Origin of the sequence: Caulobacter segnis, assembly GCF_019931575.1 — a bacterium.
Lineage (GTDB): Bacteria > Pseudomonadota > Alphaproteobacteria > Caulobacterales > Caulobacteraceae > Caulobacter > Caulobacter segnis_C.
Genome location: NZ_CP082923.1, coordinates 3,123,556 through 3,149,052, shown reverse-complemented (window position 1 = coordinate 3,149,052; position 25,497 = coordinate 3,123,556). Strand labels below are relative to the sequence as shown.

The window sequence follows — 25,497 nt, the reverse complement described above, 5'->3', positions numbered from 1 at the left end:
CGCGGACGCTAGCTTGTTCGGGCAGGCTTGACCACGGGGGCGCGTTTGGGCGCAACTGTTGATCCCGAAGCTGAAATGTCCGAGAACGGATTTGGCTCGGAACCTTTCGGTTAGGGGTTCAAAAAACTCCGACTTCCGGGCTAGGGTGGAAAAGGCTAAGCGTCGGTCATGCCGAAGTTGAACTCCGTTATCGACGCGTCCGGCGACGCCTTCGCCCGCAACGCGGCTCACAACCGCGCTCTGGTCGACGAACTGCGCGACAAGGTCGCCGAGGCGGCGTTGGGCGGTCCGGAGAGTTCGCGCGAGCGTCACGCCTCGCGCGGCAAGCTGCTGCCGCGCCAGCGCGTCGAGCGCCTGCTGGATCCCGGCTCGCCCTTCCTGGAGATCGGCCAGCTGGCGGCCTGCGACCTCTACAACGGCGAGGCGCCGGGCGCGGGCATGATCTGCGGCGTCGGCCGGGTGTCGGGGCGCGAGGTGATGATCGTGGCCAACGACGCCACGGTGAAGGGCGGCGCCTATTTCCCGATGACGGTGAAGAAGCATCTGCGCGCCCAGGAGATCGCCGCCCAGAACCATCTGCCGTGCGTCTATCTGGTCGACAGCGGCGGCGCGAACCTGCCGCACCAGGCCGAGGTCTTCCCCGACCGCGACCACTTCGGCCGCATCTTCTTCAACCAGGCGCGGATGAGCGCGGCCGGCATCGCGCAGATCGCCTGCGTGATGGGCTCGTGCACCGCCGGCGGGGCCTATGTCCCGGCGATGAGCGACGAGACGGTGATCGTCCGCGACCAGGGCACCATCTTCCTGGCCGGCCCGCCGCTGGTGAAGGCCGCCACGGGCGAGGTGATCAGCGCCGAGGAACTGGGCGGGGCCGAGACCCATGGCCGCCGCTCGGGCGTGGTCGACCACGTGGCCGAGAACGACGAGCACGCGCTGGAGATCGTCCGCTCGATCGTCGCCAACCTCAACACCACCAAGCCCGAGCCGCTGGTCGTCGCCGAGGCCGAGCCGCCGCTGTACGATCCCGAAGAGATCTACGGCGTCGTGCCGACGGACGTCCGCGCGCCCTACGACGTGCGCGAGGTCATCGCCCGCATCGTCGACGGCAGCCGGTTCGACGAGTTCAAGGCGCTGTACGGCACGACCCTGGTCTGCGGCTTCGCCCGCATCTGGGGCCAGCCGGTCGCGATCCTGGCCAATAACGGCGTGTTGTTCAGCGAAAGCGCCCTGAAGGGGGCGCACTTCATCGAGCTGGCCTGCAAGCGCAAGATCCCGCTGGTCTTCCTGCAGAACATCTCGGGCTTCATGGTCGGCGGCAAGTACGAGGCCGGCGGCATCGCCAAGGACGGCGCCAAGCTGGTCACGGCGGTCGCCTCGGCCGAGGTCCCCAAGTTCACCGTCCTGATCGGCGGCAGCTTCGGGGCCGGCAACTACGGCATGTGCGGCCGCGCCTACAGCCCGCGCTTCCTGTTCACCTGGCCCAACAGCCGCATTTCGGTGATGGGCGGCGAGCAGGCCGCCAGCGTGCTGGCCACGGTCCACCGCGACGCCGCCAAGTGGACGCCGGAGGAGGCGGAAGCCTTCAAGGCGCCGATCCGCCAGCGCTATGAGGACGAGGGCAACCCCTACCATGCGACCGCGCGGCTGTGGGATGACGGCATCATTGATCCAGCACAAACGCGTGACGTGCTGGGTCTCGCAATCTCGGCCAGTCTCAACGCGCCGATCCCCGAGACGACCTTCGGCGTTTTCCGGATGTAGCTTCAGGCCAAGAGAGGGCCCCCCATGACCAACCCGATCGCCGATCCCATCGTCGAGGTGAACGACACCGACGCGATGAGCCCGCTCGTCCATATCGACAGCACCCCCGAGGGCGCGGTGACGATCTGGATCAACCGGCCCGACAAGAAGAACGCCTTTGACGCGGCGACCGTCGCGGCCCTGCGTCAGGCCTTCGAGACGATGCACGGGGCCGAGGGCGTGCGCGTGGTGTTCCTGCGCGGCGTGGGCGGGGCGTTCAGCGCCGGCGCCGATCTCTCCTGGATGGCCGACGCCGTCGAATGGGACGAGGACGACAATCGCGAGGATGCGCTGGAGCTGGCTCATATGCTCAAGGCGCTGCACGACATCCCGGCCCTGACCGTGGCCCTGGTCGAGGGGCCGGCCTTCGGCGGCGGCGCGGGCCTGGTGGCCGCCTGCGACCACGCCCTGGCCCTGGCCGACGCCAAGTTCGCCTTCTCGGAAGTCAAGCTGGGCCTGACCCCGGCGACCATCAGCCCCTATGTCATCCAGGCCCTGGGCCCGCGCACGGCCAAGCTGCTGTTCGCCACCGGTCGCGTGCTCGACGCCGACGACGCCTGGGGCTACGGCCTGGTCGACGAGGTGTTCGAGGACGTCGCCAGCCTGGAAGTGGCCCGCGACGCTCTGATCGAGGACATGGCTCCCTGCGCCCCCGGCGCGATCGGCGACGCCAAGGCCCTGGTCAACGACTTCGCTGGCCAGAAAATCGACAAGGGCCTGATCGAGGAGACCGCCAAGCGCATCGCCCGCCGCCGCGTGTCGGAAGAGGGCCAAGAAGGGGTGCGCGCCTTCCTCGCCCGTCGTAAACCGTCCTGGTCTGAATAGATTCAACCTGGGGGATATGGGGCGTGGTGACAGGTGCTGAGCTGGAAGCGGCGGTGGCGGACTCGGGCGGCGGCCTGGTCGGCGGCAAGAAGAAGCCGTTCACCCATCAGGGCGAGCCCTGCAAGAACTGCGGGACGCCTCTGGAGGGCTGGTACTGCTATTCGTGCGGCCAGAACGCCGACACGCATCACCGGTCGATCCTGCACCTGATCTGGGAGGCCATCGAGGGGATGTTCCACCTCGACGGTCGCCTGGCCAACACCCTGCCGCTGCTGTTCTTCCGGCCCGGCAAGTTGGCCAAGGACTACATGGAAGGCCGGATCGTGCGGCACGTGCCGCCGTTCCGCACCTTCCTGGTGGCCCTGCTGCTGTTCATCTTCGCGGCCGAGCACGCCATCCACAACGTCCGCCATCAGCAGGAGCTGAAGGAGGAGAAGGAAGCCGCCCAGCTCGCCACGCCGCAGGGCCGCAAGGCCAAGGCCGATGAGATGCGCAAGGAGGCCGCCGAGAGCCGGCAGGAGCGATTGGCCGACGCCGTCGCCCAGCGCGACGAGACCCTCAAGGAAGAGGACGCCGACAAGGCCAAGATCGCGCAGGAATACGCCGACGACGTGGAGAAGGCGCAGGCGCGCTACGCCGAGCACATGGCCGAGGCCGACGCTCTGGAAAAGAACGCCAACGCCGGAGCCGAGGCTCTGGCCAAGCTGCACGGGAAGGGCCGCGATGCCGCCGCCACCGTGCGGGGTCTGAACTTCCAGAGCCCCGACAAGCTGGAGGCCGGCGCCAACAAGTTGGCCGAGGCCCAGATCGGGGGCGCGCACGTCAACATCGTCGCGCCTGACGCCAAGACCAAGGCCGCGATCGAAGCCGAGGCGACCAAGCCGGGCCATTCCGGCAAATACTACAACGGCGATTGGCTCAAGGAGCGCATCGCCAAGGCGATCGAGAACCCAGACTACTACATCCTGGTGCTTTTCGGCTGGGCTCACCGCCTGGCGGTGCTGCTGCTGCCGATCATCGGGCTCAGCCTGGCCCTCGTCTATCTGAACAAGCGCCAGTACTACATCTACGACCACCTGCTGGTGGCCACGAACCTGTTGTCGTTCTCGTTCCTGACCTGGGCGCTGGTGTTCGTCCTGCCCGCGACCGTGGCCGCGCCGGTGCTGACGATCGTGCTGCTGTGGACCCCGATCAACCTCTTCCAGACGCTGCGCGGCGGCTATGGCTCCAGCATCGTCGGCGCCTTGCTGAAGACGCTGATCGTCTGGTCCATGACCATCATTGCGTTCGCGTCCCTGCTCCTCGCCTTGATGCTCTTCACCCTTTCCCAGATGTAGGTCCTTCGGTTTGCTCTCCTCCGTCCTGATCGCCAACCGCGGCGAGATCGCCCGACGCATCATCCGCACCGCTCGCGAGCTGGGCGTGCGGACGATCGCCGTCTATTCGGAAGCCGACGCGAACGCCCCGTTCGTGCTGGAGGCCGACGCGGCGATCCTGATCGGTCCGGCGCCGGCCAAGGAGAGCTACCTGGATCCCCGCAAGATCCTGGCGGCCGCGAAACAGATGGGGGCCGACGCCATCCACCCCGGCTACGGCTTCCTCTCGGAAAACGCCGACTTCGCCCAGGGCGTGATCGACGCGGGCCTGACCTGGATCGGCCCGCCGCCCTCGGCGATCCGGGCGATGGGCCTGAAGGACGCCGCCAAGAAGGTGATGATCGACGCCGGCGTGCCCACGACGCCCGGCTATCTGGGCGAGGACCAGTCGGTCGAGCGCCTGACCACGGAAGCCGGCAAGATCGGCTATCCGGTGCTGATCAAGGCCGTGGCCGGCGGCGGCGGCAAGGGCATGCGCAAGGTCGATCGCGCCGAGGACTTCGAGGCCGCCCTGGGCTCGTGCCGCCGTGAGGCCGCCGCCAGCTTCGGCGATGACCGGGTGCTGCTGGAGAAGTACGTCACCCGCCCGCGCCACATCGAGGTGCAGGTGTTCGGCGACCAGTACGGCAATGTCGTCCACCTGTTCGAGCGCGACTGCTCGCTGCAGCGCCGCCACCAGAAGGTCATCGAGGAAGCCCCCGCGCCGGGCATGGACGAGGCCACCCGCGAGGCGGTCTGCGCCGCCGCCGTCAAGGCAGCCCAGGCGGTGGGCTATGTCGGGGCCGGTACGGTCGAGTTCATCGCCGACGCCAGCGAGGGCCTGCGCGCCGACCGCATCTGGTTCATGGAGATGAACACCCGGCTGCAGGTCGAGCATCCGGTCACCGAGATGGTCACCGGCCAGGACCTGGTCGAGTGGCAGCTGCGCGTGGCCTCCGGCGAGCAACTGCCGCTGGAGCAGGACGAGATCACCCTTGAGGGCTGGGCCATGGAGGCTCGCCTCTACGCCGAGAACCCGGCCACTGGCTTCCTGCCCTCGACCGGCAAGCTGAAGCACTTTCGCCTGCCGGAAGGCGATGTCCGCGTCGACAGCGCGGTGGAGGAGGGTGGCGAGGTCACGCCCTTCTACGATCCGATGATCGCCAAGCTGATCGCCCACGGCGCCGACCGCGAGGACGCCGCCCAGCGCCTGGCCGAGGCCTGCGCCCTGGTCGAGGTCTGGCCGGTCAAGACCAACGCCGCCTTCCTGGCCAAGTGCGCCAGCCACCCGGACTTCGTCGACGGCGCCGTCGACACCGGCTTCATCGAGGCGCGGCTGGACGAGCTCACCGAGCGCGCCTTCAGCGACGAGCCGGCCATGGCCGCGATCGGCTGGCGGCTGGACAGCTTCCTGGAGGCCGAGGCCCGTCGCGATCCGTGGGAGAGCGCGCCGTCCAAGCTGCTGGGCTTCCGCATGAACGCCCCGCGCGCCCCGATGCATCTGCCGATGTCGGCCGACGGCAAGGCCATGCCGCTGCGCGTCGCCCTGATCGGCGGTGGGACCGAGGACTGGTCGTGGGACATCCGCCACCAGAGCGGCGAGACCTTCGACGAGGTCACCCGCCTGCCGACCACCTATGGCAAGGGCCCGATCCAGGTGTTCGAGGGCGGCGACGTCCAGACCTTCGACTTCGAGGCCCATGTCGGCGGGGCGGGCGAGGGGGCCGCGTCCGATGGCGTGATCCTGTCGCCCATGCCGGGCAAGATCGTCTCGGTCGCGGTGGAAGTCGGCCAGGCGGTCGGCAAGGGCCAGACCCTGCTGACCCTCGAGGCCATGAAGATGGAGCACGCCCTGTCCGCGCCCTTCGACGGCGTGGTGACCGAGCTGTCGGCGACCGCCGGCGGTCAGGTCAGCGAGGGCGTGGTGCTGGCGCGGCTGGAGGCGAGCGCCTAGACGCTCGGCTTGGTCCGGGCGCCGAATTGGTAGAACCCCGTTCGGGAATGATTAACCGCGAACCTTGGCCGTTCTTTAGGCCTTAAGGGCGATAACCATGCTCACAAGTTCGGTTCCAAAAGGGAATTTGGTGGGTATGAAACTCTCGATCGCTTTCGCCGCTGGCCTGGCCGGCAGCTTCTTCGTGGCTCAGGCCGCTTCGGCCGCCGGTGGCTTCGAAGACCAGATGGGTCGCTGCCTGCAGCAGTTCGCCAACACGCGCGACGCCGCGCAGGTGATGCTGGAGTGCAACGCCGCGGACGGCAAGCTGTCGGACTGCAAGGTCGTGGACAACAGCGCCGCGGGCAAGGGTTTCGACAAGGCCGCCATGTGCATCGCCGAGAAGCTGCCGATGGGCGCCAAGACCGGTTCGGTGAAGGTTCCCTTCCGCTTCCCGGGCGGCGCGTAAGCATCGCCTAGCCAAAGCGCTATCAACGCAAGCCTCCGCCGGGACACCCGGCGGGGGCTTTCGTGTTTCTGGGCCTCCGCGGGCGACCGGGGTTGTTGTCTTGGCCCCGTCCCGCGCTATCTAGCGGCCATGGCGCTGCACATCATCAAGCTGGTCGTCGGTTGCGACACCGTCGAGGATCTCCTGGCCTGGCACACGGAAGGCCACCCCTGGGTCATGCACACCCGCATGACGCCCAAGCGGGTCGACGAAGTCCTGGACGGCGGCTCGCTGTATCGGGTGTTCAAGGGCCAGATCCTGTGTCGCCAGAAGATCCTGGCCATCGACACGATCGGCTCGGGGCCGGCCTCGCGCTGCGAGGTGACGGTGGATCCGCCGATCATCCGCGTCGCGCCCCAGCCGAGGCGGGCGTTCCAGGGCTGGCGCTATCTCAAGCCCGAGGACGCGCCGCCGGACCTCACCGAGAGCGAAGCCGCCGACCTGCCGCCGGAACTGGCGCGGCAACTACGGGAAATCGGCGCTTGGTAACGATCTCAGCGTGTGTCGTTAGTGAACTGGCAACCGTGACGGGTGTCATCTTGTCGCAGGGATAGCGGAGGGATGACGATGAAGGCCGGTTTCGCCGCCTTGGGCGTGGGGATGCTGTTCGTGGGCTTGATCGCCGGTCTGCTGATCGCCCTCAAACCCATCTAGGCCAGGGCTAGCCGACCGCCATGTTGTCGATCAGCCGCGTCTTGCCCAGCCACGCGGCGATCAGGATCCGGCCTTCAGCCGCGCCGATCGGACCCGGACCCAGGCGCGACAGGTCGCCGGCCTCGCGCACCTCGACATAGTCCACCTGACCAAAGCCGGCCGCCTTCAGGGCGGCCGTCGCCTTTTGCTCGGCCTCGTCGATCCGACCGCCGGCGACGACCTCGGCGGCGGCGGCCTTCATGGCCGTGGGCAGGGCCACGGCGGCGGCGCGCTCGTGCGTCGACAGGTAGGCGTTGCGCGAGGAGAGGGCCAGGCCGTCCTCGGCGCGGGCGGTCGGGGCGCCGATGATCTCGATGGGGATGTCGAGGTCGCGGGCCATGCGCTTGACCACCTGCAGCTGCTGGTAGTCCTTCTCGCCGAACACCGCGACGTCGGCCTGGCTCTGGTTGAACAGCTTGGCGACCACGGTCGCCACCCCGCCGAAGAACTGCGGCCGCGCCGCGCCTTCCAGCGGTTCGGAGACGCCCGACACCGACACCGCCGAGGCGAAGCCGGGGGCGTACATTTCCGCGCCGCCGGGAGCGAACAGCAGGTCGCAGCCGACGGAGGCCAGTTTCTCGACATCGGCGGCCTCGCCGCGCGGATAGGCGTCGAAGTCCTCGTGCGGGGCGAACTGCTTGGGATTGACGAAGACGGTGGCGATCACGCGCTCGGCGTGTTGCTGGGCGATGCGAACCAGCGACAGGTGGCCCTCGTGCAGGGCGCCCATCGTCGGGACCAGGGCCACGCGCTGGCCGGCCGCCTTCCAGGCGCGCACGTGCTCGCGCATCTCGGCGACGGTGCGGACGATGATCGGGCTGCTCATATCGGGCTCCACGCGGACAGGCGTGGCTTATGGCCCCGGCGCGGCGGCGGGTCCACCATCCCGCGCGGGAAACCCGCTTTCGGGGTGCGACAATTATGCCTGTGGATTGAGACGGTTGACCCGGTAGGGCGGCGGTAACATCGTGTTAACCTTCAGTCCAAGGTCGTGCGAGTCGCGACGCATCAGGGATCGAACCATGGCCGAAACGCGCGTCATCGTCGTCGGCAACGAAAAGGGCGGCGCGGGCAAGTCCACGATCGCCGTCCATCTCGTGACCGCTCTGCTCTATGGCGGCGCCAAGGTCGCCGTGCTGGACCTGGACCTGCGCCAGCGCACCTCGGGCCGGTTCTTCGAGAACCGCCGGGCCTGGCTGGCCAGCAAGAACCTGAACCTGCCCGAGCCGCTGTCACTGAGCCTCAGCGACAACGACATCGTCCTGGCCGAGAAGTCGGAAGAGGACCAGGTCGCCGGCTTCGAGGCGGCCTTCGCCAAGGCGGCCGAGGAATGCGACTTCATCCTGATCGACACGCCCGGCGGCGACAGCGCCATCACGCGCATGGCCCACGGCCGCGCCGACCTGGTGGTCACGCCGATGAACGACAGCTTCGTCGACTTCGACATGCTGGGCACCGTCGATCCGGTGACCCTGGAGCTGACCAAGCCCAGCCTCTATTCGCTGACCGTCTGGGAGGGCCGCAAGCAGCGGGCGCTGTCCGGCCAGCGGCAGGCGATGGATTGGGTCGTGCTGCGCAATCGATTGGCCACTACAGAGGCCCGTAACCGCAAGCGCCTGGAGGACCGTCTGACGGCCCTGGCCAAGCGTGTCGGCTTCCGCATCGGCCCCGGCCTGCGCGATCGCGTGATCTATCGCGAGCTTTTCCCGTTCGGCCTGACCATCGCCGACCTGTCGCCGCAGGTGCGTCCGGTGCCGGTGTCGCTGCAGCACCTGGCCGCGCGTCAGGAGCTGCGCGCCCTGATGCACTCGCTGGGTCTGGCGGCCTATTCGGGCGAGACCCTGCTGGCGGCGCAGTAGTCCAGACGCTACATGATTTGACGAGCGGGCGGCCGGGGAGACCTGCCGCCCGTTTTCGTATCCGGAGTTCCGATGCTGTACCTGCTGCTGGGCGCGGCCATTCTCGTCTTCCTGCTGTGGCCGAAGGGGCGTTCGCTGTTCAAGGGCGACGGCTGGCGGGTCGGGGCGGGCGCGGCGTCGATCGCCGCCTTCGCCGCGGCGGCCTACGCCACGATCCGGGGCTCGTGGGGCACGGGGATCGTGCTGGGCGTCATCGCCCTGTGGAGCGTCACCGAGGCCCGCCGCCGTCCCGTCATCCGTCGCGAGATGGTCCAGCCGCCCAAGCCCGAGCTGAGCCTTTCGGAAGCCCGCGCCATCCTGGGCGTTGGTCCCGAGGCGACCCTGGCCGAGGTCAAGGCGGCCTATACGCGCCTGATCCAGATGGCCCACCCCGACAAGGGCGGCACGCAAGGCCTGGCGGCCCAGCTGAATGCGGCGCGCGATCGTTTGATCCGCAAGCGTAGCTGAGCTAGGAGAGAAGCATGATCAATCGCGAACGCTTCTGGCGCCGCCGTTCGTCCGGCCCGACCTGCTCGGTATGACGCCCTGACCCCTGTTCAGGCGCGCGCCGCCGTGCGGCCGCCAAACGTCATTTCAGTTCGGACTTCGATCACCCCATGACTACCCACAACACCGATAGCGCCCCCAAACAGGCGGGCGACTGGGCCGCGCGCTTCAGCGACCGCATGAGCCGCGTCCGCGCCAGCGAGATCCGCGAGCTTCTCAAGCTGCTGGACCAGCCCGACATCCTGTCGTTCGCCGGCGGCATACCCGACCCGGGCCTGTTCCCGGCCGAGCAAATCCAGGCCGGGTACGACGCCATCCTGGCCGACCAGGCCCTGTCGCGGCAGGCCCTGCAGTACTCGGTCAGCGAAGGCTACCTGCCGCTGCGCCAGTGGATCGCCGAGCGCATGACCCGCGACGGCATGCCGTGCGAACCGCACAACATCATGCTGACCGCCGGCTCGCAGCAGGCCCTGGACCTGATCGGCAAGCTGTTCATCAGCCCCGGCGACCCGGTCGTGGTGGCGCGACCGACCTATCTGGGCGCGCTGCAGGCCTTCAACGGCTACGAGCCGGCCTATCGCGACCTGCCGGAGGACGCGCTGCGATCGCCGGCCGAGGCCGACCTGCCGCACGGGGCGCTGGGCTATTTCGTGCCCGACTTCGCCAATCCGACCGGCGTCAGCCTGACCCTGGCCGAGCGCGAGGCCGTGCTGGCCCTGGCCGACCGCCTGGACATGACCCTGGTCGAGGACGCGGCCTATCGCGAGCTGCGCTTCATCGGCGAGCCGACTCCGACCTTGCTGGCCCTCGACATCGCCCGCTCGGGCGGCATCGACAACGCCCGCACCATGTTCCTGGGCACCCTGTCCAAGACCCTGTCGCCGGCGCTGCGCATCGGCTGGGTCTGCGGGCCCAAGCCAGTGATCGAGAAGCTGGTCCTGCTCAAGCAGGGCGCTGACCTGCACGTCTCGACGATCAACCAGATGGTCGCGCATCGCGCGGTTTCCGAGGGCTATGACCAGCACCTGCACCGCCTGCGCGGCGCCTATGGCCACAAGGCCCGGGTGATCCTGGCGGCCCTGGAGCGGACCATGCCCAAGGGCGTGACCTGGTCGCGCCCGGAAGGCGGCATGTTCGTCTGGGTCGATCTGCCGGAGGGCGTCGACGGCGCGGCGCTGCTGGCGCGGGCCATCGAGGAGGAGCGGGTGGCCTTCGTGCCCGGCGCGCCGTTCTTCGCCGAGGTTCAGAAGCACAACGCCATCCGCCTCAGCTACTCGCTGCCGACCGACGATCAGATCGAGGAGGGTGTGGCGAGGCTGGCCAGGTTGATCGGCCGGGTCATCGCGGAAGCCTGATCCCAACCACCGTCTCCCCGGCGAAAGCCGGGGCCCAGATGCATCCTGAGCATTGGTCGTGAATGCGAAAAGGCGCCGAGCTTAGCCGCTCGGCGCCCTTGGTTCGATCTGGACCCCGGCTTTCGCCGGGGAGGTCGGGGTTAAGTTACGGCGCCAGCACCAGGCAGGGGACGCGCTTAGCCTTCAGGGCCGAGCAGGCGCTGCGGGCGGCGTCCGAGGTCATGCCCTGGAACTGGGCGCGGAACGTGCCGCCGGCGCCTTCCACGGCGGCCTCGGCCTCGGCCACGACCTTGGCGAAGCGACCGCGCACCAGCTTCAGCTGTTCGTTGGCCAGCGACTTGGACTTGAACGCGCCGACCTGCACGCCGTACTCGCCCTTCGGCTTCTTGGCGCTGGCTTTCGGCTTGGCGGCTTCCTGGGCGCCGCGCAGGGTGGGGGAGACCTTCACCGGGCCCGGGTTGCGCGGGTTCTCGGTCAGGACGATGCGCAGGCCGGCCTGGTCGCCGTCGCCCTGTTCGACCGACGGACGTTCGATCGGGCCCGACGGGTCGTCCTCGTAGATGTTGGCGGCGATGGAGGTGCGCTCGCCACGCGACCGGCGCTTCATCACGTCGAAGCCGGTCAGCAGCAGGTCTTCCATGTTGTTGTCGCGCCAGGCGGTCGACGGGCCGCCCAGGACCACGGCGATCAGGCGGCGGCCGTCACGCACGGCCGAGCCGGCGAGGTTGAAGCCGCTGGCGTTGGTGTAGCCGGTCTTCAGGCCGTCGAACCCTTCCATGCTGTCCAGCAGGCGGTTGTGGCCCTTGATGTAGTTGCCCCGGAAGTAGAAGCCCTTCACGGCGAAGTAGCTGTAGTACTGCGGGAAGTCGCGCATGGTGGCGCGCGACAGGATGGCCAGGTCGCGGGCCGTCGAGATCTGGCGGCTGTCGGGCAGGCCCGAGGCGTTCACGAAGCGGCTGTTGCGCATGCCCAGTTCCTGGCCACGCAGGGTCATCAGGGCGGCGAAGCGCGACTCACTGCCGGCGAGTCGCTCGGCCATGGCCACGGCGACGTCGTTGGCCGACTTGACGGTCATGGCCTTGATGGCCTCGTCGACGCTCATGCTGTCGCCGGGGCGCAGGCCGATCTTGGTCGGGGCCTGGGCGGCCGCGCGAGGCGACATGACCACGCGGTCCGTCAGCTTCATGCGGCCTTCGCTGAGCGCTTCGAAGGTCAGGTACAAGGTCATCACCTTGGTGACCGAGGCGGGGTAGCGGGGGCTGTCGGCCCTTTTGTCGTAAAGGACTTCGCCCGAATTGGCGTCGATGACGATCGCCGCGTACTTCGGCTCCGAGGCGTTCAGCTGCAGATAGGGTATGGCGGCCGAAGCGGTCGTCGGGGCGAGCGCGCCGACCATGCAAGACAGCGCCAGGCCGAGAGCGGCGAAGAAGGAGCGGGCGGAAATAAGCTTGGCGAACATCGAGCAGCGTCCGTCATTTGAACTGGGAAGCGGCTTGGCGCCGCCACACGCGTGACCCGTAGCATGATGGAAGACGCCTTTCGCTAAAGTAAACAACTGGTGAGCGATCATGCCGCAGGCGTGAAAAAATCAGGCGCGTGTTTCCAATGCTGCAGCTTAACTCGGCATGACGCTGCGTTATGGTGCGCTGCACAAAATCATTGACTGCTGCACTGCAACATGAGAGAACCACGGTGTTCCAACCGCAGGTGGACGAGTTGCGGCTCGCCATCAGCCCCGCCGTCTTCTTCCTCCCCAGGAGAGCCCCCATGGCCGCCGCCGAAACCCTGAAGACCACCGTCGAGCAATTCACCTCCGCCTCGAACCAAGCGTTCAAGGACGGCGTCGAGAAGTCCCTGGCCGCTCTGGCCGAGGCCAACACCCATTCGAAGAAGAACCTGGAAGCCGTGGTCGCCTCGGTGACCGCCGCCACCAAGGGCGCCGAAGCCCTGGGCGCCCAGACCTTCGCCTACGGCAAGAAGGCCGCCGAGGACCAGGTCGCCGCCGCCAAGTCGCTGGCCGCCGCCAAGAGCGTCCAGGAAGCCGTCGAGCTGCAGACCGCCTGGGCCAAGTCGGCCCTGGAAGCCTACATCGCCCAGGTCAGCAAGGCCTCGGAGATCGTCTCGGCCTCGATCAAGGACTCGGTGAAGCCGCTGAACGAACGCGTCAGCGCCGCCGTCGAGAAGTTCCAAGCCGCTCGCTAAGAGCCGCTTCGGGTTTTGGTCGCCCCGCCGGCGGCCTTGCACGAGCCCAGCCTATGAAGGTCCGGACCGAGAGGTCCGGGCCTTTTTTCTTTTGCGCTCCATCTGGTCGCGTTAAGCATGCCGGACAAATCAGTGGAGCCGCGTGCATGTCGAAGGTCGAGGAACGCCTGAAGGCGATTGGTGTCGAGCTGCCCCAGCCGGTGGCGCCGGTGGCCAACTACGTCCCCTTCGTCCGCTCCGGCAATCTCGTGCACATCTCCGGGCAGATCTCGCTGGACGCCTCGGGCGGGGTCAAGGGCACGGTCGGCGTCGACGTCGACCTGGAGACCGCCCAGGCGGCCGCGCGTCTCTGCGGGATCAACCTGCTGGCCCAGATGAAGGCCGCCTGCGACGGCGACCTGGACCGCGTGGTCCGCGTGGTGAAGCTGGGCGGCTTCGTCCAGGCGGGGCCGGACTTCATCGACATTCCCAAGGTCGTCAACGGCTGCTCGGACCTGATGGTCGAGGCCCTGGGCGACGCCGGCCGCCACGCCCGCTCGGCGGTGGGGGTCTACAAGCTGCCTCTCGGCTTCGCGGTCGAGGTCGATGCGGTGGTGGAGATCGCCTGATGCGCTCGCGCGAACGCCCCTCGACCGATGTCTTCGGCGAGGCGTGGGAGCGCCTGTTCGACCCGCCGGTGGCCCATCGCGGCCTCTGGACCCCGGATGGCGCGCCGGAGAACTCCCTGGCCGCCTTCCAGGCCGCCTGCGCGCGCGGCTACGGCATCGAGCTGGACGTCCAGCTGACCGCCGACGGCGAGGCGGTGGTCTTCCATGACGAGCGCCTGGAGCGGATGACCGGACAGGAAGGTCGCCTGCGCGACCACACCGCCGCCGAACTCGGGGCTCTGACTTTGAAGGGCACGGACGAGACCATCCCGACTCTCGCCGACACCCTGACCATGATCGGCCACCGCGCCATGGTCTTCATCGAGCTGAAGACGCCTTTCGGCGACGTCGGACCGCTGGAGAAGCGGGTGACAGAGGTGCTGGTCGACCACAACGGTCCGACCGCTGTGATCGGCTTCAATCCCTATTCGCACGCCTGGTTCGCCGACCATCATCCGCAGATCCTGCGCGGCCTGGACAGCTACGGCTGGAACGACGAGGGCGCCCGCAAGCTCGCCCCGGAAATGCGCAAGTCGCTGGCCGCCCTGGAGCAGGTCGAGATCGCGCGACCCGATTTCCTGGCCCTGGGCCTGGACATGTTGCCCAGCCCGCGCGCCGACCTATATCGCGCCAAGGGCATGCCGATCGTCGCCTGGACGGTCCGCTCGCCCGACCAGTGGGAAGGCGTGCGCGACCATTGCGACAACCTGATCTTCGAGGGCTTCCACGCGTGACATCTGTCCAGTCGGCGGTTCGCGTCCATCGCGCGATCGCCGAGATCGGCAGGGACGCCTGGGACGCGTGCGCCGGCCAGACCGGCGACCCGTTTGTCAGTTACGATTTCCTGTCGATCCTGGAAGACAGCGGCTGCGTCTCGGCCCGCACGGGCTGGGCGCCGCATCACCTGACGGTGGACGACGAGGCCGGCGCCGTGGCCGGCGTCATGCCGCTGTATCTCAAGTCTCACAGCCAGGGCGAATACGTCTTCGATCACGCCTGGGCCGACGCCTACGAGCGGGCCGGCGGGCGGTACTATCCCAAGCTCCAGTGCTCGTCGCCGTTCTCGCCGGTGACCGGTTCGCGGCTGATCGTCCGGCCCGATGTCGATCTCGACGAGGGGCGTTCGGCCCTGCTGGGCGGGGCCCTGACCCTGTGCGAGCGCCTGGGCGCTTCGTCCCTGCACGTAACCTTTCCGATCGAGGATGAGTGGGCCTGGATGGGCGAGCGCGGAATGCTGTTGCGCCAGGACCAGCAGTATCATTGGGAGAACAAGAACTACGCGACCTTCGACGACTTCCTGGCGGCCCTGTCGGCCAACCGCCGCAAGACCATCCGCCGCGAGCGTCGCGACGCCCAGGATGGGCTGGACATCGTCGCGCTCACGGGCGCGGAACTGACCGAGGAACACTGGGACGCGTTCTTCGCCTTCTACATGGACACCGGCGGCCGCAAGTGGGGCCGGCCCTATCTGAATCGCCGCTTCTTCTCGCTGCTGCACGAACGGATGGCTAACAAGGTGCTTCTGATCCTGGCCCGGCGGCCAGGCGGACCCTGGATCGCCGGGGCGCTGAACCTTTTGGGACGCGACTGCCTCTACGGTCGCCACTGGGGCTGCGTCGAGGACGTGCCGTTCCTGCATTTCGAGCTCTGCTACTACCAGGCCATCGAGCACGCGATCCGCCTGGGCCTGCCGCGCGTCGAAGCCGGCGCCCAGGGCCAGCACAAGATCGCGCGGGGCTACCTGCCCAGCGCGGTCTATTCCGCCCACTGGATCGCCGACCCGGCCCTGCGCGAGCCCGTCGCCCGCTACCTCGAGCGTGAGCGCGAGGCGGTCGAAAGCGACATGGCGATGCTGACCGAGGAGTACTCGCCGTTCCGCGAGGAGCGATAGCGGCCGCCTAGTGCAGCCGCACCTCGGCGACCTTGTCGCGGTACATCTCCTTGGGATCCATGCCCAGCATCAGGCGGACCCCGGCGAAGAAGCTGTTTTCGTTCAGCCAGATCTGGGCGTCGGCCGGATCGAAGCGCAGCAGGCGCAGGCGCGGATCGTCCTTGCCCTCAAACCAGGCGGCGGTGAAGGGATTCCACAGGCGCTCCACCGTCTCGAAGTCGGTGTCGATCCGCAGGCGGCCCTCGACGACGGCGAACAGGTCGTGGCCCTTCGAGGCGAAGTGCAACAGGGCGTCGCGGCCCTCGACATCCAGGGCGTGGACGAGGTCGGTCTCCGACGAGGTGAACATCCAGAGCGGCCCGCTGTGGTCGCCCTCGATCAGGGCGCTCATCGGCTGGCTGTGGCCGCCACCGATGTCGGGCAGGCCCAGCATGACGACGCGATCGGCCTTGAGGGCCTTCCAGAACTTGGCGGTGAGATCGGCTTCCTTGGACATGGCTTGCTCCTTTCCAGGAGAAAACGGAGCCGGGCCGCCCTCCGTTCCGGACATCGAGCGCCTATGATCGTTCCCAGGCCGCTTTGAGCAACGCCTTCAGGTCCGCGTCGACCTCGGCGGGCGAGGCGAGAGTGATCTTGGCCTTCAGGCGCTCGGACCAGCCCTCGTTCCCGGGCTCGGCGAGACGGGGGGAGGCGTCGGGCGCCACCGCCAGCCCCAGCACCGCCTGGCCGCCCTTGAGCGGCTTCAGCGCCGCGAACTGGGCCTTGTTCGACCAGGCGGTGAAGCCCTTGCGCTGGCCGGTGACCAGGCCGGGGAAATCGGCGACGGCGGCCTCGACCGCTTCCAGGATCGCGGTCGACGCGGGGGCAGTCCACAGCGCCTTGCGCAGGCCGTCGGCGTCGTCCCAGCCCATCTCGGATGGAAAGGCGACGGAGAAGATGGCGGCCGCGCGGTTCTGACCGATGCCGTAGGTCGCCTTCAGCCAGTCGGTGCGCGCCTTGGGCTTGGTCTCCTTGCACTCGCGGCGGACGATCTCGACCCACTCGTCGAGGGTCTTGCCGGTTTCGCGCTCCAGGTTGGCCCTGACCGAGGCGAACCACTTCTGTTGCTGCTCGGTCAGGCCTTGCGGCTTGGTTTCGGCCATGGTTTGCGCGTCGCTTTCGGTTTGCTACGACCGATCATCCAAAGGAGACGGTCATGAGCCTCGACGGACGCTACGACGCCGACAACATCTTCGCCAAGATCATCCGGGGCGAGATCCCCAGCGTGAAGGTGTTCGAGGACGACAAGGTCCTGGCCTTCATGGACGTCTTTCCGCAGTCGCGCGGCCACGCCCTGGTGATCTCCAAGGTCAGCCAGGCCCGCAACCTTCTCGAGGTCGAGCCCGAGGTGCTGAGCGACCTGGCCGCCGCCACCCAGACGCTGACCCGCGCCGTCGTCGCGGCCCTGAAGCCCGACGGCGTGGTCGTCACCCAGTTCAACGGCGCCTCGGCCGGCCAGACGATCTTCCACCTGCATTTCCACGTCATCCCCCGCTACGAGGGCCAGGTCCTGGGGCGCCACGGCGAGGGCGGCATGGCCGATGTCGAGGACCTGAAGGCCTTGGCGGCGAAGATCGCGGCGGCGCTGTAGAACGCGCCAATACCCGGAACGGGAAGGCTTGGCCTTGGGGGGCGGAGCCGCTTTCGGGCTAGGACGTTAGCGGCAGTGGCGATCACACCGCGCCTTGGGGACCGCATGCTTGAATTCGAGGAGGGCCGCGAAGGCCTGCGCCGCCTGATCTACGCCAGCCGCTACGTCGGCGACGGGGACCCAGACGAGACGTTGCGGACGATCGTCACCGCCTCGATCCACAACAATCGGCTCGTTGACGTGACCGGGTTCCTGCTGGCGGGAGAAGGGCGCTTTCTGCAGTGGCTTGAAGGGCCGGCGGCCAGTGTCCGCGAGACCTTCGAACGGATCGCGGGAGACGCGCGCCATACCGACCTCGTGACCATCGCTGACGACGCGGCGGAGGAGCGTGTGTTTCGCGACTGGAACATGGGACGGCCCCGCCTGGGGGCCTTGGACCAGGGTCTCCTTTCCGAAGTGGGCTTGGAACACTCGAACCCACCGGCCTGGATGCGAAGCGAGCCCAACGCCTGCTGACCCAGGTTGGCGAGCGCCACCTCCGGGGCTAGGCCCCATCCAACCGAAAAGGGCCCGGATTGCTCCGGGCCCTTCGCTAGTCTTTCCGACGGCCTCAGCCGGCCATTTCGGGCTCGGCCTCGTCGGCCTTAGGCTTGGCGTCGCCGCCGTTGCTTTCGATCTCGAACTCGATCTTGCCGTTCTCCAGCACGACCTTGACGTGACCGCCGCGGACCAGGCGTCCGAACAGGATGTCGTCGGCCAGGGGCTTCTTGATGTGCTCCTGGATGACCCGGGCCAGCGGACGAGCGCCATAGAGCTCGTCGAAGCCGTTCTTGGCCAGCCAGTCCGCCGCGTCGTCGCTCAGTTCGATCGTGATGTTGCGGTCGGCCAGTTGAGCCTCCAGCTGCATGACGAACTTCTGCACGACCTGGCGGATGATCTCCGGCGTCAGCGGCTTGAAGGCCACGACGGCGTCCAGGCGGTTGCGGAACTCCGGCGTGAACAGGCGCTTGAGGGCGGCCTCTTCCTCGCCTTCGACCTTCGAGCGGCCGAAGCCGATCGAGTTGCGCTGGGCGTCCGAGGCCCCCGCGTTGGTGGTCATGATCAGGACCACGTTGCGGAAGTCGACCTTCTTGCCGTTGCTGTCGGTCAGGGTGCCGTTATCCATCACCTGCAGCAGGATGTTGTAGACATCCCCGTGCGCCTTCTCGATCTCGTCGAGCAGGACGACGGCGTGCGGGTGCTGGTCGACCGCGTCGGTCAGCTGGCCGCCCTGGTCGAAGCCGACATAGCCGGGAGGGGCGCCGATCAGGCGGCTCACGGTGTGCCGTTCCATGTACTCCGACATGTCGAAGCGCAGCATCTCGATGCCCAGGGTCTGGGCCAGCTGCTTGGCGGCTTCGGTCTTGCCGACGCCGGTCGGGCCGCTGAACAGGTACGAGCCGATCGGCTTGTTCGGTTCACGCAGGCCGGCGCGGGCCAGCTTCATGGCGGCCGACAGCTGGGTCAGGGCTTCTTCCTGGCCGAACACCGCGCGCTTCAGATCGGTCTCGAGTTCCTTGAGGGCCTCGGTGTCCGACTTGCTGACCGACTTCGGCGGGATGCGGGCGATCTTGGCGACGACGCTTTCGATCTCCTTCACGCCGATCATCTTCTTGCGGCGGCTCTCCGGCAGCAGCATCTGCGAGGCGCCGGCCTCGTCGATCACGTCGATCGCCTTGTCCGGCAGCTTGCGGTCGGTGATGTACTTGGCCGACAGCTCTACCGCGACCTTCAGGGCCTCGGCGGTGTACTTCAGCTTGTGGAAGTCCTCGTAGTAGGTCTTCAGGCCCTTGAGGATCTTGATGGTGTCTTCCACCGTCGGCTCGTTCACGTCGATCTTCTGGAAGCGACGGACCAGGGCCCGATCCTTCTCGAAGTGCTGGCGGAACTCCTTATAGGTGGTCGAGCCCATGCAGCGCAGCGAGCCGGAGGCGAGCGCGGGCTTCAAGAGATTCGAAGCGTCCATCGCCCCGCCGCTGGTCGCGCCGGCGCCGATCACGGTGTGGATCTCGTCGATGAACAGCACCGCGTTCGGGTGGTTCTCCAGTTCCTTGACGACCTGCTTCACGCGCTCCTCGAAGTCGCCGCGATAGCGGGTGCCGGCCAGCAGCGCGCCCATGTCGAGCGAGTAGATGGTGGCGCCTTCCAGGACCTCGGGGACCTGGTGCGTGACGATCTTGCGGGCCAGGCCCTCGGCGATGGCGGTCTTGCCGACGCCGGGGTCGCCAACGAGCAGCGGGTTGTTCTTGGTGCGACGGCACAGGATCTGGATCGCGCGTTCCACTTCGTTCGCGCGGCCGATCAGCGGGTCGACCTTGCCCTGGCGGGCCTTTTCGTTGAGGTCGACGCAATAGGCTTCCAGAGCCTCGCCGCCCGTCTTGGTGTTGGGCTTCTCGCCGTCGTCCTCGGTCGCGTTCGAGCCGGCGCTGGCGCCCTTGACGCTCTTGGCTTCCGAGGCGCCGGCCTTCTTGGCGATGCCGTGGGCGATGAAGTTGACCGCGTCGTACCGCGTCATGTCCTGCTCTTGCAGGAAGTAGGCGGCGTGGCTCTCGCGTTCGGAGAAGATGGCGACCAGAACATTGGCGCCGGTCACTTCCTCGCGGCCCGACGACTGGACGTGGATCACCGCGCGCTGGATCACGCGCTGGAAGCCGGCGGTCGGCTTTGCGTCCTCGTCGTCGTCCACGACCAGCGAGGACAGTTCGACGTCGAGATAGTTCGAGAGGCTCTTCTTCAGCGCGGTGAGATCAACGTCGCACGCGCGCATAACTCCGGCGGCGTCCTCGTCGTCGGTCAGGGAGAGCAGAAGGTGCTCCAGCGTGGCGTACTCGTGCTTACGCTGGTTGGCGTACGCGACGGCGCGGTGCAGGGATTCTTCCAGGGGGCGCGAAAAAGAGGGCAATGGGGAGGCTCCTCAGTCCTTTTCCATGGTGCACTGCAGGGGGTGCTGATGGCGTCGTGCCGAGTCGATGACTTGGGCGACCTTGGTTTCTGCGACTTCGTAAGTGTAAACACCGCAGACGCCGACACCGTTTTGGTGAACGTGCAGCATGATGCGAGTAGCGTCTTCACGCGACTTGTTGAAGAACCGTTCGAGAACGTAGACCACGAACTCCATCGGAGTGTAGTCGTCGTTGAGAATCAGAACTCGATAAAGCGAAGGCTTCTGCGTCTTCGGCTTCACTTCCGTGACGACCGACGACCCAGCGCCGTTGCTTTGTCCGCCTTGCTTCCGCTCGGCCATCGACTTGTTCTCTCCCGGCGGGCAAATCACCCGCCTGCATGAATTAGATATGGAAACTCGACGGCTTTGGAAGAGCCCGAAGCGCCGCTGCGCCGCTTTAGCACAGGGGCGCCTCGGAAATCGGCTTCACGTTTGGGAGAGCGAAGACCGCCGACGAACGGTTCCGTGGGGGAGAGGCCCAAATGGTTAGCGATATTGCGTCGCGCAAGAGGGGAGGGCCGCGACTCGCTCAGCGGCCCTTCAGGGCCCGCCCGCTGACCACCGCCGCGGCGCCGAACTTGCCGCGCAGGGCGTCGATGGCGGTCTCGTTCTTCAGCGTTCGGCGCTCGTCGTCGGCGAACATGTCCGACCCGGCGGTCTCGGCGTCGACGAATTCGGTCAGGCCCGCGCCGATCAGGCGGTAGGAGAGGCCCTTGGGTTCGGCGGCCAGCAGCTCTCGCGCCACCTGGAACAGGGTGCGGGCCGTCTGGGTCGGCACGGCCAGGGTGCGGCGGCGGGTGTGGATCTTGAAGTCGGGGGTGCGCAGCTTCAGCGTCGCCACGCGGCCGGCCACGCCCTCCTTGCGGGCCTGCTTGGCGACCTTCTCGCACAGCGGCCACAGCTCGTCCTCGAGGTCCTCGCGCTTGTGCAGGTCGTCGTTGAAGGTGGTCTCGGCGCTGATGGTCTTGCGGGCCTGGTCGGGATCGACGAGGCGGCTGTCCTGGCCGTGGGCCAGGCGGTGCAGGCGCAGGCCGCCGGAGCCCAGGCGGTTGGCCAGCAGCTTGAGGTCGGCTGCGGCGATGTCGCCGACGGTCTTCAGGCCAATCTCGGCCAGGCTGGAGACGGTGGCGGGGCCCACCCCCGGCAGGATGCCGACCGGCTTGTCCGCCAGGAAGGTCTGGGCTTCCGCGACGCCGATCGCCGAGAAGCCGCGCGGCTTGTCCAGCTCGGAGGCGATCTTGGCCAGGAACTTGTTGGGCGCCAGGCCGATCGAGACGGTCAGGCCGATGTCGCGCTCGATCTCGGCCTGCAGCCGGGCCAGCATCTGGGCGGGCGTGGCGCCATGCAGGCGTTCGGTGCCGGTCAGGTCGATCCAGGCCTCGTCCAGCGACAGCGGCTGGATCAGCGGCGTCAGCCTGTCCAGCTTCTCGTGGATGCGCCGACTCTCTTCCTTGTACTTGGCGAAGTTCGGCTTGATGACCACGGCGTCGGGGCACAGCTTCAGCGCCTTGAACATCGGCATGGCCGAGCGGGCGCCGCTCATGCGGGCGATGTAGCAGGCGGTGGTCACGACCCCGCGCTTGCCGCCGCCGACGATCACCGGTAGGTCGCGCAGGCTCGGATCGTCGCGCTTCTCCACCGAGGCGTAGAAGGCGTCGCAGTCCAGGTGGGCGATCGAGAGGGTCCCCAGCTCCGCGTGGAAGATCGTGCGCGGCGAGTGGCAGGACGGACAGCGCGAGACCTTGGCCTCGCCCGTCCACCCGCAGTCGCGGCACAGGGACTTCATAGGCGAATCCTCAGAGCTCCTGCGGCCACAGCCAGACCGCGCCGCGCACGCCGGAGCTGTCGCCGTGGACGGCCTTCTTCACGGGCGTCTCGAAGACGTCGGAGAAGACATGCGGGGCGATGGCGGCGGGCAGGCGCTCATAGAGTGCGTCGACGTTCGACATGCCGCCGCCCAGGACGATGACGTCAGGATCGATCACGTCGCAGATCACCGCCAGGGCGCGGCCGACGCGGTCGACATAGCGGTCCAGCGCCGCCAGGGCGGCGGGATCGCCGGCGGCGACGGCTTCCATCGTCGCCTGGCCGTTTTCGAAGCCCGCGTCGCGGGAGAAGCTTGGGCCGGCGATCCAGGTCTCCAGGCAGCCCTTGCGGCCGCACCAGCAGTCGGGGCCGGGATATTCCTCGGGCTTGGGCCAGGGCAGGGGGAAGTGGCCCCACTCGCCGGCGAAACCGTTGCGCCCCTCGATAATCTGGCCGTCGACCACCACGCCGCCGCCGCAGCCGGTGCCCAGGATGGCGGCGAAGACCACGCGCTCGCCGGCGCCCGCGCCGTCGGCGGCCTCGGACAGGGCCAGGCAGTTGGCGTCGTTGGTCACGCGCACCGGGCGCGCCAGGCGCTGGGCCAGGTCCTCGCCGAAGCGCTTGTCGTTCAGATAGACGCTGTTGGCCCCGCGGATCAGGCCGCTCCTGGGCGAGATCGAGCCGGGCAGGCCTACGCCCAGCCGCACGCAGGTCGCGCCGGCCATGGTCTCGGCGTCGGTGACCAGCTGGGCGACCACCTCGAGCGCGTCCTGATAGTTCCCCGGGTTCGGCTTGCGGACGCGGGCCACGAACTCACCCGCCGCGTTGAGGGCGGCGGCCTCGATCTTGGTGCCGCCGAAATCGATACCGAACCGGATCATGTAAAGAGGCGCTCCTCAATGGCGGCCTTCAGGGCGGGCCACTCGTCGATGCGGACATGACGATCGGGCGCGGATGGGGCGAACGGGCGCAGGCGCTCGTCGCTGACCATCTGAAACCGGCCGACCCGCGGCGCTTTCTCCGCCACCGATTCGAGCTGAGGCAAAAGGTCGTCGATGAAGACGGCGGGTCCGGTGGTGCGCGCGGCCAGTTGCGCGGCAGGCGGACCCTTGGGGCCGCTGTTGATGATCATCGGATAGTCGAAGCCGTGGGTCTTCAGCCATTTGATCCGCGCCAGCCGGCCATGCTCGGGCGCGTTGGTCAGGATGACGACGCCGGCGCGGGTTGAAAGATCGGCCAGGGCGTCGGCCGCGCCCAGGGCGGGCTGCAGGTCATCGGCGCCGTCGCGGAAGAAATCGTCGAACAAAGCCTTGCCCGCGATCAGATCGAGGTGTTCCGTCTCTCCAGGCCGATAGATGTTCTGGAACAGGGCGAAGCGGTCGACCCTAAGCTCGAAGCCATGGCGTCCGATGAAGGCGCCGAAGCCGCGCATGAACTGGGCCAAGACCTCGTCGACATCGACGATGACCAGGGGCGCGGCGGGAGAAATGGCGCAGGTCTCAAGGTCGGTGTAACGCGGTTCCATGATCTCGGATCGTTGGGTCTAAACGCGATTAGCGCGGGCTTAAGGATATTCGTGCCATCAGGTTCTGGAAGACGGCGCGAATCCGTGGGCGTCGCCACGTGACCGTATGGTCGGGGTAAGGATGACGAAGAAGGTCCTCATCGTGGAGGATAACGAGCTGAACATGAAGCTCTTTCATGATCTGCTCGAGGCCCAGGGTTACGAGACCCTGCAGACCCGCGAGGGTCTGTCGGCGCTGTCCATTGCCCGTGACAACAAGCCCGACCTGATTCTGATGGACATCCAGCTGCCCGAGATCTCGGGCCTGGAAGTCACCAAGTGGCTCAAGGAAGACGACGAGCTGGCCCACATTCCGGTGGTGGCCGTCACGGCCTTCGCCATGAAGGGCGACGAGGAACGCATCCGCGAGGGCGGTTGCGAGGCCTACATCTCCAAGCCGATCTCGGTGGTCCACTTCCTCGAAACCATCAAGCGCCTCCTGGAAAGACAGCCCGCATGAGTGCGCGGATCCTCGTCGTCGATGACATCGAGGCCAATGTTCGACTGCTGGAAGCCAAGCTGACGGCCGAGTACTACGAGGTCACCACGGCGATGGACGGGGCCAGCGCCCTGATGATCGCCGCCCGTGACCTTCCCGACATCATCCTGCTGGACGTGATGATGCCCGGCATCGACGGTTTCACCGTCTGCCGCAAGCTCAAGGAAGACCCCAACACCCGCCACATCCCCGTGGTGCTGATCACGGCCCTGGACGGCCGCGCTGATCGCATCCACGGCCTGGAGGCGGGCGCCTCGGACTTCCTCACCAAGCCCATCGACGACGTCATGCTGTTCGCCCGCGTGCGCAGCCTGACCCGCTTCAAGCTGGTCATCGACGAACTGCGCCAGCGCGAGGCCTCGGGCCGCCGCATCGGCGTGATCGCCGGCGCCGCCGCCCGCCTGGACGGCCTGGGCGGCCGGATTCTGGTCGTCGACGACAACCAGCGCCAGGGCGAACGCCTGGCCGGCGAGATCGGCGTCGAGCACCGCCCGGTGGTCGAGACCGATCCCGAGAAGGCCAAGATCAGCGCCGCCGGTCCGGTCGACCTGGTCATCGTCAACGCCGCGGCCAAGGCCTTCGACGGCCTGCGCTTCACCGCCGCGCTGCGGTCGGACGAGCGCACCCGCCAGCTGCCGGTCCTGGCCCTGGTCGACGCCGACGATCGCGGCCGGATGGTCAAGGCGCTGGAGATCGGCGTGAACGACATCCTGTCGCGTCCGGCCGACCCGCAGGAGCTGGCCGCGCGCATCAAGACCCAGGTCCAGCGCAAGCGCTACACCGACTATCTGCGCAACAACCTCGATCACAGCCTGGAACTGGCGGTCACCGACCAGCTGACGGGGCTGCACAATCGCCGCTACATGCACGGCCAGCTGGACACGCTGGTCAAGCGCGCGATCCTGGGCGGCGAGGAGGTCTCGGCCCTGCTGATCGACATCGACCACTTCAAGAAGATCAACGACACCTTCGGCCACGACGTCGGCGACGAGGTGCTGCGCGAGTTCGCCCTGCGCCTGGCCTCGAACGTCCGGGCCGTCGACCTGCCTTGCCGCTATGGCGGCGAGGAGTTCGTGGTGGTGATGCCCGAGACGCCCATGGCCGCCGCCCTGCGCATCGCCGAGCGGATCCGCAACAATGTCGCCGGTTCGCCCTTCAAGGTGGCCCAGGGCCAGGAACTGCTGACCGTGACCATCTCGGTCGGGGTCTCGGCCACGACCGGCGAGGGCGACACGCCCGAGGCCCTGCTCAAGCGCGCCGACGAAGGCGTCTACGAGGCCAAGGCCTCGGGCCGCAACACGGTGGTCGGCAAGGCCGCCCAGGTCGCCCAGGCCGGTTGAATCCAGACAATTTATGGATTGGCGCGCCCGTCGCGCCCGTCGCATGCTGCCCTGAAGAAAC

Annotated in this window: 28 protein-coding genes; 19 read left to right on the top strand and 9 right to left on the bottom strand. The window is 67.7% G+C overall.

The window, feature by feature from the left end:
• Positions 1–168: 168 nt before the first annotated feature.
• From K8940_RS14395 to K8940_RS14365, 7 genes are all read left to right on the top strand, one after another.
• The gene (locus tag K8940_RS14395) at positions 169–1,761 is read left to right on the top strand and encodes a carboxyl transferase domain-containing protein (RefSeq protein WP_223390653.1); all 1,593 of its coding nucleotides are present in this window, start codon (positions 169–171) and stop codon (positions 1,759–1,761) included.
• A 24-nt stretch (positions 1,762–1,785) separates the two neighbouring features.
• The gene (locus K8940_RS14390; protein WP_223390652.1) at positions 1,786–2,625 is read left to right on the top strand and encodes an enoyl-CoA hydratase-related protein; all 840 of its coding nucleotides are present in this window, start codon (positions 1,786–1,788) and stop codon (positions 2,623–2,625) included.
• A gap of 23 nt (positions 2,626–2,648) precedes the next feature.
• On the top strand, positions 2,649–3,962 hold the full coding sequence (locus K8940_RS14385) for a DUF3667 domain-containing protein (RefSeq protein WP_223390651.1): 1,314 nt from the start codon (positions 2,649–2,651) through the stop codon (positions 3,960–3,962).
• Between the two features lie 10 nt (positions 3,963–3,972).
• Positions 3,973–5,934, top strand: coding sequence for an acetyl/propionyl/methylcrotonyl-CoA carboxylase subunit alpha (locus K8940_RS14380; protein WP_223390650.1), 1,962 nt, complete (start codon positions 3,973–3,975; stop codon positions 5,932–5,934).
• A 136-nt stretch (positions 5,935–6,070) separates the two neighbouring features.
• Positions 6,071–6,382, top strand: coding sequence for an energy transducer TonB (locus K8940_RS14375; RefSeq protein WP_223390649.1), 312 nt, complete (start codon positions 6,071–6,073; stop codon positions 6,380–6,382).
• 129 nt (positions 6,383–6,511) lie between these two features.
• The gene (locus K8940_RS14370; protein WP_223390648.1) at positions 6,512–6,910 is read left to right on the top strand and encodes a DUF1489 family protein; all 399 of its coding nucleotides are present in this window, start codon (positions 6,512–6,514) and stop codon (positions 6,908–6,910) included.
• 78 nt (positions 6,911–6,988) lie between these two features.
• Positions 6,989–7,075: a hypothetical protein gene (locus K8940_RS14365; protein WP_125159375.1), complete on the top strand. Its 87-nt coding sequence runs from the start codon at positions 6,989–6,991 to the stop codon at positions 7,073–7,075.
• A gap of 7 nt (positions 7,076–7,082) precedes the next feature.
• Here the strand turns inward: K8940_RS14365 and panC are convergent, their stop codons facing one another.
• Positions 7,083–7,940 (bottom strand): pantoate--beta-alanine ligase, encoded by an 858-nt coding sequence (gene panC / locus K8940_RS14360; protein WP_223390647.1) that lies wholly within the window; start codon positions 7,938–7,940, stop codon positions 7,083–7,085.
• A gap of 196 nt (positions 7,941–8,136) precedes the next feature.
• Here panC and K8940_RS14355 point away from each other — a divergent pair, with 196 nt between their 5' ends.
• The 4 genes from K8940_RS14355 (at position 8,137) to K8940_RS14340 (ending at position 10,874) form a co-directional block, all read left to right on the top strand.
• Entirely contained in the window at positions 8,137–8,973 is an 837-nt protein-coding gene (locus K8940_RS14355; protein ID WP_223390646.1) for a division plane positioning ATPase MipZ, read from the top strand.
• A 72-nt stretch (positions 8,974–9,045) separates the two neighbouring features.
• Positions 9,046–9,480 carry a J domain-containing protein gene (locus K8940_RS14350; RefSeq protein ID WP_223390644.1) on the top strand — a complete coding sequence of 145 codons (435 nt, stop codon included), beginning with the start codon at positions 9,046–9,048 and terminating at the stop codon, positions 9,478–9,480.
• Positions 9,481–9,494: 14 nt separating this feature from the next.
• Positions 9,495–9,554, top strand: a complete 60-nt coding sequence (locus K8940_RS14345; RefSeq protein WP_106907314.1) for a hypothetical protein — start codon at positions 9,495–9,497, stop codon at positions 9,552–9,554.
• Between the two features lie 75 nt (positions 9,555–9,629).
• Complete coding sequence (locus tag K8940_RS14340; RefSeq protein WP_223390643.1) at positions 9,630–10,874, top strand: PLP-dependent aminotransferase family protein; 1,245 nt, start codon at positions 9,630–9,632, stop codon at positions 10,872–10,874.
• 145 nt (positions 10,875–11,019) lie between these two features.
• Here K8940_RS14340 and K8940_RS14335 read toward each other — a convergent pair whose 3' ends face one another.
• Positions 11,020–12,333, bottom strand: a complete 1,314-nt coding sequence (locus K8940_RS14335; RefSeq protein WP_223390642.1) for a D-alanyl-D-alanine carboxypeptidase family protein — start codon at positions 12,331–12,333, stop codon at positions 11,020–11,022.
• 308 nt (positions 12,334–12,641) lie between these two features.
• Between K8940_RS14335 and K8940_RS14330 the strand changes: the two genes are divergently transcribed.
• The 4 genes from K8940_RS14330 (at position 12,642) to K8940_RS14315 (ending at position 15,614) form a co-directional block, all read left to right on the top strand.
• Positions 12,642–13,076, top strand: a complete 435-nt coding sequence (locus K8940_RS14330; protein WP_223390641.1) for a phasin family protein — start codon at positions 12,642–12,644, stop codon at positions 13,074–13,076.
• A 146-nt stretch (positions 13,077–13,222) separates the two neighbouring features.
• Positions 13,223–13,684 (top strand): RidA family protein, encoded by a 462-nt coding sequence (locus tag K8940_RS14325; protein ID WP_223390640.1) that lies wholly within the window; start codon positions 13,223–13,225, stop codon positions 13,682–13,684.
• Entirely contained in the window at positions 13,684–14,457 is a 774-nt protein-coding gene (locus K8940_RS14320; protein WP_223390639.1) for a glycerophosphodiester phosphodiesterase, read from the top strand. Before K8940_RS14325 ends, K8940_RS14320 begins: the two co-directional genes overlap by 1 nt.
• On the top strand, positions 14,454–15,614 hold the full coding sequence (locus K8940_RS14315; RefSeq protein WP_223390638.1) for a GNAT family N-acetyltransferase: 1,161 nt from the start codon (positions 14,454–14,456) through the stop codon (positions 15,612–15,614). The genes K8940_RS14320 and K8940_RS14315 overlap by 4 nt, the downstream gene beginning before the upstream one ends.
• Before the next feature lie 7 nt (positions 15,615–15,621).
• Here K8940_RS14315 and K8940_RS14310 read toward each other — a convergent pair whose 3' ends face one another.
• Together K8940_RS14310 and K8940_RS14305 are read right to left on the bottom strand one after the other, a co-directional pair.
• Positions 15,622–16,110 (bottom strand): pyridoxamine 5'-phosphate oxidase family protein, encoded by a 489-nt coding sequence (locus K8940_RS14310; RefSeq protein WP_223390637.1) that lies wholly within the window; start codon positions 16,108–16,110, stop codon positions 15,622–15,624.
• 61 nt (positions 16,111–16,171) lie between these two features.
• Positions 16,172–16,756 (bottom strand): DUF4287 domain-containing protein, encoded by a 585-nt coding sequence (locus K8940_RS14305; protein ID WP_223390636.1) that lies wholly within the window; start codon positions 16,754–16,756, stop codon positions 16,172–16,174.
• Between the two features lie 53 nt (positions 16,757–16,809).
• Here K8940_RS14305 and K8940_RS14300 point away from each other — a divergent pair, with 53 nt between their 5' ends.
• Positions 16,810–17,244 carry an HIT family protein gene (locus K8940_RS14300; protein ID WP_223390634.1) on the top strand — a complete coding sequence of 145 codons (435 nt, stop codon included), beginning with the start codon at positions 16,810–16,812 and terminating at the stop codon, positions 17,242–17,244.
• 105 nt (positions 17,245–17,349) lie between these two features.
• On the top strand, positions 17,350–17,760 hold the full coding sequence (locus tag K8940_RS14295; RefSeq protein ID WP_223390632.1) for a BLUF domain-containing protein: 411 nt from the start codon (positions 17,350–17,352) through the stop codon (positions 17,758–17,760).
• A 94-nt stretch (positions 17,761–17,854) separates the two neighbouring features.
• Here the strand turns inward: K8940_RS14295 and clpA are convergent, their stop codons facing one another.
• The 5 genes from clpA to K8940_RS14270 all read right to left on the bottom strand — a co-directional run bounded on the left by clpA (position 17,855) and on the right by K8940_RS14270 (position 23,558).
• A complete protein-coding gene (gene clpA / locus K8940_RS14290) occupies positions 17,855–20,185 on the bottom strand; it encodes an ATP-dependent Clp protease ATP-binding subunit ClpA (protein WP_223390630.1) in 2,331 nt (776 codons plus the stop codon).
• A 12-nt stretch (positions 20,186–20,197) separates the two neighbouring features.
• Positions 20,198–20,527: an ATP-dependent Clp protease adapter ClpS gene (clpS, locus tag K8940_RS14285; RefSeq protein WP_013079900.1), complete on the bottom strand. Its 330-nt coding sequence runs from the start codon at positions 20,525–20,527 to the stop codon at positions 20,198–20,200.
• A 229-nt stretch (positions 20,528–20,756) separates the two neighbouring features.
• A complete protein-coding gene (locus K8940_RS14280; protein WP_223390628.1) occupies positions 20,757–22,013 on the bottom strand; it encodes a DNA polymerase IV in 1,257 nt (418 codons plus the stop codon).
• A gap of 10 nt (positions 22,014–22,023) precedes the next feature.
• A complete protein-coding gene (locus tag K8940_RS14275; protein ID WP_223390627.1) occupies positions 22,024–22,914 on the bottom strand; it encodes an ROK family protein in 891 nt (296 codons plus the stop codon).
• Complete coding sequence (locus K8940_RS14270; RefSeq protein WP_223390626.1) at positions 22,911–23,558, bottom strand: hypothetical protein; 648 nt, start codon at positions 23,556–23,558, stop codon at positions 22,911–22,913. The genes K8940_RS14275 and K8940_RS14270 overlap by 4 nt, the downstream gene beginning before the upstream one ends.
• 121 nt (positions 23,559–23,679) lie before the next feature.
• Here K8940_RS14270 and divK point away from each other — a divergent pair, with 121 nt between their 5' ends.
• Both divK and K8940_RS14260 read left to right on the top strand, forming a co-directional pair.
• Positions 23,680–24,057: a cell-cycle response regulator DivK gene (gene divK, locus K8940_RS14265; RefSeq protein ID WP_223390625.1), complete on the top strand. Its 378-nt coding sequence runs from the start codon at positions 23,680–23,682 to the stop codon at positions 24,055–24,057.
• Positions 24,054–25,436 carry a PleD family two-component system response regulator gene (locus tag K8940_RS14260; RefSeq protein WP_223390624.1) on the top strand — a complete coding sequence of 461 codons (1,383 nt, stop codon included), beginning with the start codon at positions 24,054–24,056 and terminating at the stop codon, positions 25,434–25,436. The genes divK and K8940_RS14260 overlap by 4 nt, the downstream gene beginning before the upstream one ends.
• Positions 25,437–25,497: the final 61 nt, after the last annotated feature.

Coding starts and splice junctions, on each gene's coding strand:
- K8940_RS14395 (WP_223390653.1), top strand. CDS start 169: ATGCCGAAGTTGAACTCCGTTATCGACGCGTCCGGCGACGCCTTCGCC.
- K8940_RS14390 (WP_223390652.1), top strand. CDS start 1,786: ATGACCAACCCGATCGCCGATCCCATCGTCGAGGTGAACGACACCGAC.
- K8940_RS14375 (WP_223390649.1), top strand. CDS start 6,071: ATGAAACTCTCGATCGCTTTCGCCGCTGGCCTGGCCGGCAGCTTCTTC.
- K8940_RS14370 (WP_223390648.1), top strand. CDS start 6,512: ATGGCGCTGCACATCATCAAGCTGGTCGTCGGTTGCGACACCGTCGAG.
- K8940_RS14365 (WP_125159375.1), top strand. CDS start 6,989: ATGAAGGCCGGTTTCGCCGCCTTGGGCGTGGGGATGCTGTTCGTGGGC.
- panC (WP_223390647.1), bottom strand. CDS start 7,940: ATGAGCAGCCCGATCATCGTCCGCACCGTCGCCGAGATGCGCGAGCAC.
- K8940_RS14355 (WP_223390646.1), top strand. CDS start 8,137: ATGGCCGAAACGCGCGTCATCGTCGTCGGCAACGAAAAGGGCGGCGCG.
- K8940_RS14350 (WP_223390644.1), top strand. CDS start 9,046: ATGCTGTACCTGCTGCTGGGCGCGGCCATTCTCGTCTTCCTGCTGTGG.
- K8940_RS14340 (WP_223390643.1), top strand. CDS start 9,630: ATGACTACCCACAACACCGATAGCGCCCCCAAACAGGCGGGCGACTGG.
- K8940_RS14335 (WP_223390642.1), bottom strand. CDS start 12,333: ATGTTCGCCAAGCTTATTTCCGCCCGCTCCTTCTTCGCCGCTCTCGGC.
- K8940_RS14330 (WP_223390641.1), top strand. CDS start 12,642: ATGGCCGCCGCCGAAACCCTGAAGACCACCGTCGAGCAATTCACCTCC.
- K8940_RS14325 (WP_223390640.1), top strand. CDS start 13,223: ATGTCGAAGGTCGAGGAACGCCTGAAGGCGATTGGTGTCGAGCTGCCC.
- K8940_RS14320 (WP_223390639.1), top strand. CDS start 13,684: ATGCGCTCGCGCGAACGCCCCTCGACCGATGTCTTCGGCGAGGCGTGG.
- K8940_RS14310 (WP_223390637.1), bottom strand. CDS start 16,110: ATGTCCAAGGAAGCCGATCTCACCGCCAAGTTCTGGAAGGCCCTCAAG.
- K8940_RS14305 (WP_223390636.1), bottom strand. CDS start 16,756: ATGGCCGAAACCAAGCCGCAAGGCCTGACCGAGCAGCAACAGAAGTGG.
- K8940_RS14300 (WP_223390634.1), top strand. CDS start 16,810: ATGAGCCTCGACGGACGCTACGACGCCGACAACATCTTCGCCAAGATC.
- K8940_RS14295 (WP_223390632.1), top strand. CDS start 17,350: ATGCTTGAATTCGAGGAGGGCCGCGAAGGCCTGCGCCGCCTGATCTAC.
- clpS (WP_013079900.1), bottom strand. CDS start 20,527: ATGGCCGAGCGGAAGCAAGGCGGACAAAGCAACGGCGCTGGGTCGTCG.
- K8940_RS14280 (WP_223390628.1), bottom strand. CDS start 22,013: ATGAAGTCCCTGTGCCGCGACTGCGGGTGGACGGGCGAGGCCAAGGTC.
- K8940_RS14275 (WP_223390627.1), bottom strand. CDS start 22,914: ATGATCCGGTTCGGTATCGATTTCGGCGGCACCAAGATCGAGGCCGCC.
- K8940_RS14270 (WP_223390626.1), bottom strand. CDS start 23,558: ATGGAACCGCGTTACACCGACCTTGAGACCTGCGCCATTTCTCCCGCC.
- divK (WP_223390625.1), top strand. CDS start 23,680: ATGACGAAGAAGGTCCTCATCGTGGAGGATAACGAGCTGAACATGAAG.
- K8940_RS14260 (WP_223390624.1), top strand. CDS start 24,054: ATGAGTGCGCGGATCCTCGTCGTCGATGACATCGAGGCCAATGTTCGA.